This window comes from Mangrovibacterium sp., assembly GCF_059905295.1.
The window spans coordinates 1-13,091 of record NZ_JBZQJF010000009.1 but is presented as its reverse complement, the minus strand read 5'-3'; the positions used below and the strand labels follow the sequence as shown (position 1 = coordinate 13,091).

Annotated in this window: 16 protein-coding genes; all 16 read left to right on the top strand. The window is 42.7% G+C overall.

The features are described 5' to 3' along the window. Positions 1–441 (top strand): alpha/beta hydrolase (locus AC37HE_RS00495; RefSeq protein WP_500780805.1); only part of this gene is annotated, 441 nt, incomplete at its 5' end. 96 nt (positions 442–537) lie between these two features. Next, positions 538–1,719, top strand: a complete 1,182-nt coding sequence (locus AC37HE_RS00490; RefSeq protein WP_500780804.1) for a MalY/PatB family protein — start codon at positions 538–540, stop codon at positions 1,717–1,719. A gap of 81 nt (positions 1,720–1,800) precedes the next feature. Continuing rightward, on the top strand, positions 1,801–3,213 hold the full coding sequence (locus AC37HE_RS00485) for an MATE family efflux transporter (RefSeq protein ID WP_500780803.1): 1,413 nt from the start codon (positions 1,801–1,803) through the stop codon (positions 3,211–3,213). Between the two features lie 185 nt (positions 3,214–3,398). Next, positions 3,399–4,481: a Gfo/Idh/MocA family protein gene (locus tag AC37HE_RS00480; RefSeq protein WP_500780802.1), complete on the top strand. Its 1,083-nt coding sequence runs from the start codon at positions 3,399–3,401 to the stop codon at positions 4,479–4,481. Between the two features lie 123 nt (positions 4,482–4,604). Next, positions 4,605–5,117: a cyclophilin-like fold protein gene (locus tag AC37HE_RS00475; RefSeq protein ID WP_500780801.1), complete on the top strand. Its 513-nt coding sequence runs from the start codon at positions 4,605–4,607 to the stop codon at positions 5,115–5,117. 243 nt (positions 5,118–5,360) lie between these two features. Further along, a complete protein-coding gene (locus AC37HE_RS00470; protein ID WP_500780806.1) occupies positions 5,361–5,819 on the top strand; it encodes a cyclophilin-like fold protein in 459 nt (152 codons plus the stop codon). A 75-nt stretch (positions 5,820–5,894) separates the two neighbouring features. Then, positions 5,895–6,617: a carboxymuconolactone decarboxylase family protein gene (locus AC37HE_RS00465; protein ID WP_500780800.1), complete on the top strand. Its 723-nt coding sequence runs from the start codon at positions 5,895–5,897 to the stop codon at positions 6,615–6,617. Positions 6,618–6,642: 25 nt separating this feature from the next. Then, complete coding sequence (locus tag AC37HE_RS00460) at positions 6,643–7,179, top strand: (R)-mandelonitrile lyase (protein ID WP_500780799.1); 537 nt, start codon at positions 6,643–6,645, stop codon at positions 7,177–7,179. A gap of 4 nt (positions 7,180–7,183) precedes the next feature. Next, the gene (locus tag AC37HE_RS00455) at positions 7,184–8,332 is read left to right on the top strand and encodes an iron-containing alcohol dehydrogenase (RefSeq protein ID WP_500780798.1); all 1,149 of its coding nucleotides are present in this window, start codon (positions 7,184–7,186) and stop codon (positions 8,330–8,332) included. A 59-nt stretch (positions 8,333–8,391) separates the two neighbouring features. After that, complete coding sequence (locus AC37HE_RS00450; RefSeq protein WP_500780797.1) at positions 8,392–9,126, top strand: MBL fold metallo-hydrolase; 735 nt, start codon at positions 8,392–8,394, stop codon at positions 9,124–9,126. Further along, a complete protein-coding gene (locus AC37HE_RS00445; protein WP_500780796.1) occupies positions 9,110–9,496 on the top strand; it encodes an MBL fold metallo-hydrolase in 387 nt (128 codons plus the stop codon). Before AC37HE_RS00450 ends, AC37HE_RS00445 begins: the two co-directional genes overlap by 17 nt. Then, positions 9,489–10,055, top strand: coding sequence for a DapH/DapD/GlmU-related protein (locus tag AC37HE_RS00440; RefSeq protein ID WP_500780795.1), 567 nt, complete (start codon positions 9,489–9,491; stop codon positions 10,053–10,055). The genes AC37HE_RS00445 and AC37HE_RS00440 overlap by 8 nt, the downstream gene beginning before the upstream one ends. 100 nt (positions 10,056–10,155) lie before the next feature. Continuing rightward, a complete protein-coding gene (locus tag AC37HE_RS00435; protein ID WP_500780794.1) occupies positions 10,156–10,722 on the top strand; it encodes a sugar O-acetyltransferase in 567 nt (188 codons plus the stop codon). 6 nt (positions 10,723–10,728) lie between these two features. Next, positions 10,729–11,490: an SDR family NAD(P)-dependent oxidoreductase gene (locus AC37HE_RS00430; protein WP_500780793.1), complete on the top strand. Its 762-nt coding sequence runs from the start codon at positions 10,729–10,731 to the stop codon at positions 11,488–11,490. Between the two features lie 24 nt (positions 11,491–11,514). Further along, positions 11,515–12,726, top strand: coding sequence for an NAD(P)-dependent alcohol dehydrogenase (locus tag AC37HE_RS00425; RefSeq protein WP_500780792.1), 1,212 nt, complete (start codon positions 11,515–11,517; stop codon positions 12,724–12,726). A 47-nt stretch (positions 12,727–12,773) separates the two neighbouring features. Then, on the top strand, positions 12,774–13,091 hold a 318-nt coding region (locus AC37HE_RS00420; RefSeq protein ID WP_500780791.1), incomplete at its 3' end, for an aldo/keto reductase.

The following is a 13,091-nucleotide window of genomic DNA, read 5'->3' as shown; positions in this document are numbered from 1 at the left end:
CTTGGCCACTCACAGGGTGGTGTTGTGACCTCGCTGGTCGCTGGAGAATTGAAGGGTGCGATAAAAAGTGTGGTGCTTTTGGCTCCTGCTGCCGTTATGGAAGATCAAACTAAGGCTGGTATGATGGTGGGAATAAGCTTCGATCCGAACAACGTTCCTGATTCCATCACCGTGTTTAACCACCAGGTTGGACGAGAATACCTGGAAAGCGCGCAAAAACTGAATATTTACAAAAGAGCTTCAGCCTACACCGGCCCTGTTTGTTTGATTCATGGGAGAGCGGACCATGTTGTGCCTTACTCTTACAGTGAAAAATACGATAAGATTTATCAGAACAGCAGCCTGCACCTGATCGAAGGGGAGAGTCATTTGTTTGATCAGGACCCGCTGACGGCTACTCGTTTTGCGGTTGGTTTCTTGGCAGATCAAACCCAAAAGTAATTGTCCAAAGTGTTGGTGAGATCATCAATGATGAACACTGTAAAAAAACAGGTGATTGTAAGATAACTGTAAGAACAGAAGAGAACGTCTGATTTTATGAAATTTAACTTTGACGAAATTATAATCCGCAAGGAAAGCAATTCCTACAAATGGGATGCGAATAAAGATCCCGAGGTTTTACCCATGTGGGTTGCCGACATGGATTTTAAAACGGCACCTTCTATTGTTGAGGCCCTGGCTCAGCGTGTTCAGCATGGTGTGTTTGGTTATGCCAAAGTTCCCGATACCTATTATAAAGCCGTGATCAGCTGGTTTGAGCGTAGGCATAATTTCACGATTGATCAGAATTGGATTCTTTATACAACGGGAGTTGTGCCGGCAATATCGGCGATTATCCTGTCGATGACTAATCCCGGTGATAAAGTGCTTGTTCAGGAGCCGGTGTATAATTGCTTTTTCTCATCCATTCGCAACAACCGGTGTCAGGCCGTTTCAAATGACCTGATTTATTCCGATGGGAAGTATACCATCGATTTTGATGATTTGGAGGAAAAAGCAGCCGATCCGCAAGTGAAACTGATGCTTTTGTGCAATCCCCATAACCCCGCCGGCCGCGCCTGGACCAAAGAGGAATTGGTACGAATCGGTGAAATTTGTTTTCGCCACGACGTGTTGGTTGTTTCGGATGAGATTCATTGCGATTTGGTCTATCCTGGGCTTACCCATATTCCTTTTGCTTCGTTGGGACAGCAGTTTTTGGAAAATTCAGTGACCTGTACGGCGCCGAGCAAGACCTTTAATCTGGCCGGATTGCAGGTGGCCAACATTTTTGCATATAATCCGGAGTACCGGAAGCGAATTGATAAAGGCATCAACATTAATGAGGTGTGTGATATCAATCCGTTTGCCGTTGAGGGACTAATTTCTGCTTATACTCATTCTGAGTCAGAACGTTGGTTAGACGAGTTGAAAATATACTTATTGGAAAACTATCGGTTGGTTAAGGCGTTTTTCGAACAAAACTTTCCACAGTTCCCGCTCTTGCCTCTGGAAGCTACTTATTTGGTGTGGATCAATACGTCCGTTTTAAATAAGTCGTCGGAAGAATTGATACATTTTATGATGGAGAGTGAGCATGTTTGGCTCAATGAGGGGACCATCTACGGTAAGGCCGGAGAAGGATTCATACGCTTGAATATCGCTTGTCCCAGAGCAGTTTTACAAGAAGGGTTGGATCGAATTAAAAAGGCATTTGATAAACTGATTGCAGCAAATTAAGACGCTTTGCCCGGTTGCATTCTGTTGTAAACGGGAGCAATGATTATCTGTGTTTTTTGATTAACGGTAGGAAAAAATCGATTGAAAAAAAGTGATTATCTGTTGTCGCTTATCCGGAATAAGCAGGCAATGACATTCATGCAGCAATTGCGATTGGCAGTATTGCTGAGTATCCCGGCTATTATTGCGCAGATTTCATCCATTGTTATGCAGTATATTGACGCATCGATGGTGGGAAGCCTTGGTGCGAATGCATCAGCCTCCATCGGCCTGGTGATTTCGTCGACCTGGCTTTTTTGGGGAGTTTGTACGACATTTGCAGCAGGATTTTCGGTACAGGTTGCCCATCTGATTGGTGCGGGTGACCGTTCGGGGGCGCGATCGGTTTTGCGGCAGGCGCTGTTGTCGAACCTGTTGTTTAGTCTTATCCTTGTTAGCATTGGAGTTGCTGTTAGTCAGAAACTGCCATACTGGTTGGGAGGAGATGAGTCAATAGTCGGCGATGCGTCCAAATACTTCCTAATTTTTGTTTTATCGCTACCGGCACTGCAATTGAATTTCTTGGCAAGCGGTATGTTGCGAAGTAGCGGGAATATGCATATCCCGAGCATTCTGAACGTGTTGATGTGCGTCATCGATGTATTTTTTAACTTTTTGCTGATCTTTCCATCCCGGGAAATCCATCTCGGAGGCTTTACTATTTTTATACATGGAGCAGATCTTGGCGTGGTTGGAGCTGCAGTAGGTACTGCCTTGGCTTACCTGGTAACCGCAGTAGCGCTGTTGCTTTATTTGTTTACCAAGGACAAGAATCTGCGTTTGGCGACCGAAAAAGGTAGCTTCAAGCCAAAGAGGCCAATGTTGCAGAAAGCGTTTCGGATCAGTATACCGATGATGCTGGAGCATACGGTGATCATGGGAGCACAAATACTTTCAACCATTATTGTGGCGCCTTTGGGGATTGCTTCTATTGCTGCCAATTCGTTTGCCATTACTGCTGAAAGCCTTTGTTACATGCCAGGATTCGGAATTGCCGAAGCTGCGACAACATTGGTTGGGCAAAGTTTTGGTGCACAGCAGAAAGATCTGGCGAAACGTTTCGCTTATATCACAGTATTGATGGGGATGACCGTGATGACGCTTATGGGAGTTATCATGTTTGTTATCGCTCCGGCGCTGATGGGTTTTATGACTCCTGATGAAGAAATCCTGTCACTTGGAGTGATGGCCTTAAGAATTGAAGCTTTTGCAGAGCCGATGTTTGCGGCATCGATTGTTGCTTACGGCGTATTTGTAGGGGCAGGCGATACACTTGCTCCCAGTATCATGAACTTTTCAAGTATCTGGGTTATCCGTTTGAATTTGGCAGCTCTTTTGGCTCCAGCAATGGGATTGCAAGGTGTTTGGATTGCCATGTGCATCGAGTTGTGCTTTCGGGGAACTATTTTCCTGATTCGTTTATTCAAAGGGAAGTGGCTAACCCACACCATTTGATAAACATTTTAAGGGAAGTTGAACACATTGCAGGCTGAGTACTGGTAACAAGAATCTGTAATATTGGTAGTTATACCTGCAATATGGGTAAGAGCCTTTTCTTGAATTATACCAATTTTGTTTTGGCTAACAGATGTTCTTCTGGTTCGATCTGACAGAAAACATGACAATTAAAATCAAAAAATATGACAAAGAGCAAAATTAGGGTAGGTTTTATTGGGTTGAACCCCGATAGTCACTGGGCCGCAACAGCACATATTCCGGCATTAAAATCGTTAACTGACGAGTTCCAAGTTGTTGGCGTAGCAAACCGATCATTGGAAAGTGCTAAGGCTACGGCAGAAGCGCTGGGGTTACCTTACGCATTTAATAATCCGCAAGAATTAATTGAATCTCCCAACATTGACTTGGTGGTTGTGACAGTAAAAGTACCTTATCATTTCGAGTTGGTGAAAGCTGCTTTGGAGTCAGGTAAACATGTTTACAGTGAACACCCTCTGGGAAATGGTCTGGAAGAAACGAAAAAATTAGCGGAGATTGCAGAAAAGCGAGGTGTCGTTGCTGTTGTTGGAACGCAAATGGTTAATGCGCCGGAAGTCCTGTATCTGAAAAAACTAATCGATGATGGATATGTTGGTAAAGTGTTATCGACCACCCTCATTGGTTCAGGATGGAACTGGGCTAATGAAACGATCGAGGATCTCTATTATTTGTATGATAATGCCAACGGAGCTAATATGCTTACAATTCCATTGGGACATACATTGGCAGGATTGACAAGTGTGTTAGGTAATTTCAAGTCGCTTAAAGCTAAAATGTCCAATAATTATACAACTGTCAACGTAGCTGATACCGGTGAAGTGAAACCGAAAAATGCCGAAGACCAAATTTTGGTGATCGGACAATTAGAAAGTGGGGTAACTGTTTGTGTTCACTACCGGGGCGGTCTGTCGAAAGGAACCAATCTGCTTTGGGAAATAAACGGTACGGAAGGCGATATTCAGGTTACTGGTGATAATGGACACGGGCAAATGATTCAACTCTCGTTACAGGGAGCTAAAAGCAATGATGAAGCACTACAACCACTAACGCCACCGGCTGAAATGTATGCCGATTTGCCCGATAATTCCGTTGCCAGAAATGTTGCACAGGTGTATAAGCTTTTAGCTTGTGATATTAGGAACAACACACGTAAGGCTCCGACTTTCCAAAATTCAGTTGTATTAGCACAACTCTATGATGCCATAGAAAAATCAGCAAAAGAATGAGCTGATTTCGATTATATCGAAGGACGTTGAGCTTATACCAGTCGGATGAGTTTAGCGTAGTCTTCTAGTATTTTTAATAATACGAAGAGGGAAATGTTTTGAAAATCAAAAACCTAAGCGAAAATGAAAAGAAATGCAGCCCTGTTTTGTAGCGTGATAATGCTTATCGTTACACTAGCCTGCTCCGGAGAAGATCATGAACTTGACTCCGCTATTCCGGAAGGTAATGAACAGATTAAAGACAATTCAGAATCAACAGACAATCAAGTAAACACAAGTACTATGAATATTCAAATTGGAGATACGATTTTAACGGCAACACTTGCAGATAATTCGTCGGTAGATGCTTTGGTTACTGCCTTGAGTGAAGCGCCAATCACGGTCGAAATGCGTGATTATGGCAATATGGAAAAAGTGGGAGGTCTTGGACGGACTCTTCCGAGAAATGACCAGCAGATTACAACTGAAGCCGGGGATATTATCCTTTATCAGGGAAATGCATTGGTGATTTATTATGCTCCGAATTCCTGGAATTTTACAAGGCTCGGTAAGATTGATAATGTTACTGCCGAAGGGCTGATAAGCATCTTGGGCGATGGTGATGTAACTGTTACCTTATCGTTACCTGAAAAGTAAATCAGTGGGTTTGAGCTAAACGACCGATTTTCATTTTAGTGCTTTATGTTTTGGCTTTGCTTATTCTGTGAATTCCGTAATGTTGGTAAGTCTCTCCGTAATTCGGGTCTATTATTCTTCTTGCCTTCAAGGATCTTTGTGTTGGTTTTAGGATGTTATTATTAAAGTTTTAGGTGATGTATCATAATCGCTTTAATATTCGGCTTCTTTCGTTCCTCCTTTCGATGGATTCTGGTCATCGTGATGGTTTTAAATGTGGATGTTCAGCTTGTTGATGGCAGTCCGAAAACCGGTACTTCTCAAAATAATTCACCAGAAAAGATAAATGAAACAACAACTCAGGATAATATGAAAGTTAGAATAACAGTTGGAAAGCAAGTTTTTAAGGCCACATTAAACAACAGTGAGGCAGCCAGAGATTTTGCGTCATTATTCCCGCTGAGGCTTAATCTGTCGGATTATGCAGGAACAGAAAAAGTAAGCGATTTGAGCAAGGGGCTCAGCACAAAAGGTTTGCCGTCCGGATGCAGTGCCGACGTTGGAGATATTACCTATTATTCCCCATGGGGAAACTTAGCCATATTTTACAGAGGCTTTGGGTATGCTGTTGGGCTTATAAAACTTGGTCACATTGATGGCGACATGAAGCTGTTTAAAGCGAGCTGTGAAAAATCAGAGGTGACTTTCGAAATCGGAGGCTAGTAATTAGTTCGGCAATTTAGATCTGAACTATAAATGAAAAATCTCTATCCGAAAACAAAAGATGAAAAAATGCTTATGAAACAGAGAATTACAAGAGTACTCTTCATTCTATTAGCTATTTGCTGTGTTTCGGCGAAGGCTCATGCCGGGAATCAGTATTTAAATGCTAAACAGAAAAGTTTTGTTGCCATATCTAGTTACACCGCTCAAGGTAAGATCCCCGAATTAAACAAAGCTTTAAATGAGGGACTTGATGCCGGATTAACGATTAATGAGCTAAAAGAAGCTTTGGTGCAGCTTTACGCTTACTGTGGCTTTCCGCGCAGCTTGAATGGGATCGGTACATTTATGAAGGTTCTTGGGGACCGGAAAGATCGAGGGATCATTGATGAAGAAGGAAAACCAATTGAGATGAGCAGTTCTGATAGCGATAAGTATGAGAAAGGGAGGAAAGTTTTGGAAGAACTGACACAGACTCCACAGCCGAAACCAGCGCCGGGATTTGGAGAGTTTGCACCCCGCATGGATGCTTTCCTGAAAGAGCATTTGTTTGCCGATATTTTCGAGAGCGATGTTCTTAGCTATTACCAGCGTGAGTTGGTGACAATTGCTGCCTTAGCTTCAATGGACGGTGTTGGTCCGCAGTTGGCAGCCCACATCAGTTTCGGAATGAACGTGGGCATTACGGAGGAACAGTTGCAAGATCTGTTCAACGTTATTGAAGTTTCAGTGGGAAAAGTTGAAGCTGAAGTAGGTCGCAAAATTATGCAGTCTGTGATTGAAAGAAGAAACAAGTAGTAAACAAGTCAAAAAACAATTACACATGAAAACCAGATTATCGAATATTTCATTAGCAATTATCGTATTCTTATTCTTGTCATCCTGTGGGCAGGGAACAAGTAACGCCAAATCAGAAGCACAACCGAATATGGAAGCAGTAGCCAGTTTCGAAGTACTGGATCCGATTTTTACGCAGAATCCGGCGTCCGGAGATTTTCTGAGCAAATTCTTTACGGGCGACGTCACTGTAAATATGATGCTTGGTAACGACGAGAATAATGAGTATTCAATCGCGAATGTTGTGTTTAGTCCGAATGCACGTACAAACTGGCATATGCACCCAAAAGGACAAGTTCTGCTTGTGCTTGCCGGTAAAGGATACTACCAAGAAGAAGGTAAACCCGTTCGGAAACTTTCAAAAGGAGATGTTGTCAATATTCCTCCAAATGTAAATCACTGGCATGGTGCACAACCGAATAGCGAATTTGTGCATGTAGCGATTACTAATTACAAAGATGGGAAAAACGTTTTTTGGGGAGAGCACGTAACCGACGAAGAATATACCAGCATTATAGAATAAGAAAATGAGAGACTTTACATTTCACAACCCGACCCGGATTGAGTTCGGACGGGGAAAAGAAGAACATATTGGCGAGTATGTTTCAGAATACAGCATCTCGAAAGTGATGATTGTTTATGGTTCTGAAAGGGTGAAAAAGAGTGGCCTATTTGAAAAAGTGACTCATTCGCTGACTCAAAATGGAATCAGTTTCGAAGAGCTCGGAGGAGTGCAGAGTAACCCGATATTGGCAAAAGTTTACGAAGGTGTTGAACTGGCCAAAACTAAAGGAGTTCAGGCTGTATTGGGACTTGGTGGTGCCTCGGTGCTGGACACAGCAAAAGCAATCGCTGCCGGTGCTTTGTATGATGGTGACGTATGGGACTTTTTCACTCGCAAAGAAACACCTCGTCAAATTTTGCGCATCTTTTCCATCATGACGCTGGCTGCTTCAGGTAGTGAAATGAATCACTACGCTGTTGTCACGAATGAAAAAACAAAAGAGAAACTGAGCCTGGGAGGCAAACTGGCATTCCCAACGGTGGCGGTTATCAATCCCGAGCTTCAGTCAACTGTAACCAGGGAATACTTGGTTTATTCGGCTGCTGATATCTTTGCCCACAGTCTAGATCTTTATCTGACAGCTACATATCTTCCGGAATTCATCGCCGGGCACATCGAGAATATTTTAGGAACGGTGATTCGGACTACTGAAATTTTGCTTCGAGATCCGGCCAATTACGAAGCCCGAGGTGAGTTTGCCTGGGCAGCCACGCAAGCGCTGAATTACTCAACAACCTGTGGCGTTGAGAATAATCGTTTCGATACCCACTTTTTGGAACACACCCTGTCGGCCGAGTATAATATCGCTCACGGGGCTGGTTTGTCAATTATAGTCCCTGCTTGGATGAAATGGCAAAAGGATTTCCTGCCAGAGCGCTTTGATCGGTTTGCAGAGAAAGTATTCGAGGTGGAAGGTGCTGATTCTGGAATTGAGGCATTAAAACAGTGGTATTCAAAAATCGGTACTCCGGTTACACTTCAGGAAGGTAATATACCAGAGGAAGACCTGCCAATGTTAGTCGGAAAGTTGAGGGCGATAGCTGTGATGGCGGGGACGGATTCTTTTTATACCGAAGAGATGATTACAACGGTGCTCGGAAATGCCCAATAAATTACCCTGTTCTTTTGGTAGTGTATTTATCCAATGAAAACTGAAGATATAAATGATGCATGAAGCGAGTAGTTCAAATTCTCTTAACAATCGTAATTCTTATAAGTGCAACCGGTATGTTGGTATTAAGTGAAGCCAAGTTTGGGCAATCACCCAAAGGCAAAAGATTGGAACGAATTAAAAATTCACCGAATTATATTGACGGTGAATTTCGGAATTTGCATGAAACACCGGTATTAACAACCGAAGAAAATGGATTTAAGGTGATGCTAAATTTTCTATTCAAAAAGAAGGTTCGGTTATCGCCCGAAGACTCAATTCCTGTTGTGAAAACGGATCTTAAATCATTGAGTCCCGAAAAGGACGTTTTAGTTTGGTTTGGTCATTCATCGTACTTTATCCGCTTAGCAGGTAAAACATTTTTAGTCGACCCTGTGCTGAGCAATTATGCGGCACCTTTTTCTTTTGTGAACAAGGCCTTTAAGGGGACAACATATTATACAGCCGATGATTTTCCTACGATTGATTATTTGATAATTACACACGATCATTGGGATCATTTGGACTACAAAACGGTAACTTCTTTACAGCCAACAATAAAGCATATCATCTGTGGTTTGGGGGTTGGGCAGCATTTTGAGTATTGGGGATTTGAGAATTCGATCATCTCAGAATTAGATTGGTCTGAAGGACTGAATTTGGCAGAAGGATGGGAATTAACAGCAACACCTGCCCGTCACTATTCCGGACGTGGATTGGAGAAACCAGACTTTGTGGGTGTCATATGTGCTTAAAACCCCAAGTTTTAACGTTTTTATTGGTGGTGACAGCGGATACGATGAGTTTTTTACAGCTATCGGGAACAAATATGGTCCATTTGGTTTAGCGATTCTGGAACAAGGGCAATACGACAGTAACTGGAACCTGATACATCTGTTACCAGGGCAAGTATTTGATGCGGCAAAACAATTGCGGGCTCAGCAGATCTTGCCGGTTCACAATTCGAGGTTTGCTTTAGCTAATCATCCGTGGGATGAGCCTTTAAACAAAATAACAGAAAACCATGGCGATTCAGGCATTTCTGTGCTAACTCCTAAAATAGGAGAGCTGGTTTTTCTGAAAGATTCAACACAACGTTTTGAAAAATGGTGGAAAGATGAATAATGGGCATAAAAATATTTTTGAACGTATGCAATCGGGAGAAGTGGTTCTGTTCACCGATCCACAATTTGCCGATATTAGTAAGTCAGGTCTACGTACGACCGAATTGTTGATAAAATACAATGCAACCTCTGCCCCTGAAAAGTTACGTCAAATATGGGGCGAGCTATCTGGGAATGTATTGGAACCGACCAGTTATATTCAGATACCACTATTGGTTAATCATGCTGAATTTGTGACCGTTGGTAAAAATGTTTACATCAATCACGCCTGCACAATGCTCACTCTGGGGACGATCACGATTGAAGACGATGTGTTAATTGGTCCTAAAGCCAATTTGATATCTGAAGGCCACCCAATAGATCCGAATAATCGAAAAGCGATGCTTGTTAATCCTGTTGTGATAAAACGTAATGCTTGGATTGGTGCTGGAGCAACTATTTTGCCTGGAGTAACTGTTGGAGAAAACGCGATTGTTGCAGCTGGGGCACTGGTTAACAGAGATGTTCCGGCTAACACGGTGGTGGCGGGTATCCCTGCCAAAGTGATTAAAGAGATTTAGGCCGAAATATGGGAAGCTTGATCCGTTTCATACTTCGGAACAAACGGCTTTTCTGAGGTTTATATACGAAATGAAACTTAAATAATTCTGAAATCTGGATATGAGCAAAACCATTTTTGAACGATTACAAGCAGGAGAAGCGGTGCCCTACACAGATCCGCAACACCACGATATTGGAGTGGCGGCTGGCCGAACAACGCAATTACTCATTGAACTGAATGCGACAGCCAATGTTGAGGAAGTTCGTGAGTTGTGGGGCGAAATTACTGGGCAGCCACTCGACTCCAGTTCGACGATTCAAATCCCGGTTTATGTGAATATCGGCCAGTTCACGCGGATTGGTAGAAATGTCTATATCAATCATCTCTGTTCGTTGCTCGATATGGGAACGATTACCATTGGCGATGATGTGTTGATTGGCCCTAAGGTAAATATTCTGACAGAAGAACATCCCGTAAGTCCGAAAGAACGTAAAGCTTTAATGACAAAACCGGTTGTCATTAAAAATGGAGCATGGATTGGTGCTGGAGCAACTATTTTGCCTGGAGTAACTGTTGGAGAAAACGCGATCGTCGCAGCTGGGGCACTGGTTAATCGGGACGTTCCAGATAATACTGTTGTTGCCGGTGTTCCAGCAAAAGTCATTAAGCAAATAAATAACGAATAAATTGGTATGGCTCGGATATTTATAACAGGATCATCTGACGGATTAGGACTTTTAGCTGCTCAAAAGCTAATTCATCAAGGACATCAAGTTGTGCTTCATGCTCGAAATGAAGAGCGGGCTCAGCATGCATTGAGTCTGGCGCCGGGCGCTGCATCGGTTGTTATTGGCGACCTGTCTTCGATTGAAGAGACCAAACAACTTGCTTTAAAAGTAAATGAACTCGGTAGGTTCAATGCCATTATCCATAATGCAGGCATATTACATGTCCCGGAAAAGGCAAAAAGTAAAGATGGCTTACCTCTCCTATTTGCGGTAAACACACTTGCTCCCTACATGCTGACGGCGTTAATTGATCGTCCTGAGAGATTGGTTTACACTTGTTCAAGTATGCATCGCCAGGGAGATGCCAGTGAAGCAAAATTGGCGGCATTGGCAGCAGGTAAAGCGTTTCCCAGTTATTCCGATACCAAACTGCATGATTTGATATTGGCATTGGTTGTTGACAGGAAATGGCCTGATGTAATTTCGAATGCCGTTGATCCGGGCTGGGTGCCCACTAAAATGGGAGGTTTAGGAGCTCCTGATAATCTGGATAAAGGGTACGAAACCCAAACATGGTTGGCTGTTGATCAGGATGCTGAAGCATTAAAAAGTGGTAGACTTCTGTTTCATAAAAAAGAAGTCGCATTCAAGGCTCAGGCGCGACAAGAAGCTATTCAGGAAAAACTACTGGCTGTCTGCGAAGAGATAAGTGGAGTTAAATTTTGATTTTAAACAATAAAACGAATAACAATGAAACAAACACAAGACGGAAGTCAAGTTAAAAAGCAATCCCGAAGAGATTTTATCCAAAAGTCTGCAATGGCAGGAGTTGGTGCAAGTGTTTTATTGAGTAATCCAATGAATGTCTTTGCACAAAACAGCAATGCACAATCCAATGACGCAGGGCAGAATATTAAATCGAAAGGTTATGCAGCCTTCGATACATCTGGTAAGCTTCAACCTTTGGAATTTGAACGCCGTCCGGTTGGCGACAATGATATTTTAATTGATGTGAAATACGCTAGTATTTGTCACTCAGATATCCACCAGATGAAAGGTCACTGGGGACCACAACAATATCCACAGGTTCCAGGGCACGAAATTGTTGGTATTGTAGCGGCCGTAGGGAAAAATGTTACCAAGTTTAAAGTGGGAGACCGTGCAGGTGTTGGCTGTATGGTAGATAGCTGTATGGCTTGTGATAACTGTAATCATGGTGAAGAACATTATTGTGAGAATGGTCAAACCTTGTTTACTTATGGCTACCCGGATAAAAAATCACCGACAGGAATTACCCAAGGGGGATACTCTAAAAATATCGTCGTTCGTGATCATTTTGCTGTACATATTCCTGATCATATTAGCTTACAGGAAGCTGCACCTCTTTTATGTGCCGGAATTACAACTTATTCACCGTTAATGAAAGCTGATTTTAAGATTGGTGATAAGGTGGGTGTTGCCGGTATTGGTGGTTTGGGACACATGGCTGTAAAATTGGCCGTATCAAAAGGTGCCGAGGTGTATGCCTTTACGACTTCACCGGATAAAGTGGATGACATTAAATCGTTTGGCGCGAAAGAAGTTATTGTTGTTGATAGCCCGGAAAAATTGCAGCCGTGGAGAGGGACGCTTGATTATATGATTTCAACCATCCCTTATGCATACGACATCTCGTCCTATGCGGCCTGTGTAAAGCCCAACGGACATTATACTCAGGTTGGTGTACCAGTAGGAGGGCAGTTAACGATCAATACCTTCAGTTTGATGTTTAGTCGGGTGAATCTGAATGTTTCACTAATTGGAGGTATTCCGGAGACCCAGGAGGTTGTACATTACTGTGCTGATAATGGTGTTCATCCGGAAATTCAGATGATCAGTGGCGATCAGATTAACGAGGCATGGGAGAATGTGGTTAATAAAAAAGCACGTTACCGCTATGTGATTGATACGGCTACAATCTAGTCGTTAGAAAGCAGAAATATTGAATTAAGAAACAAAAAACAATTATTATGATTTTAGAAGAAAACTATAAATTATCAAACGGAATTGAGATTCCAAAATTGGGACTTGGCACCTGGTTTATTAGTGATGGTGATGTTGTTAAAGCAGTCCAGGAAGCTGTAAAAATGGGTTATCGTCATATTGATACAGCTCAGGCTTATCAGAATGAGCGAGGGGTTGGCGAAGGAGTCAGAACTTGTGGTGTAAAACGCGAAGATTTGTTTGTAACCACCAAACTGGCTGCCGAGGTGAAGTCGTATGATACGGCAGTCGCTGCTATCGACAATTCACTAAAAGTAATGGGATTGGATTATATCGACATGATG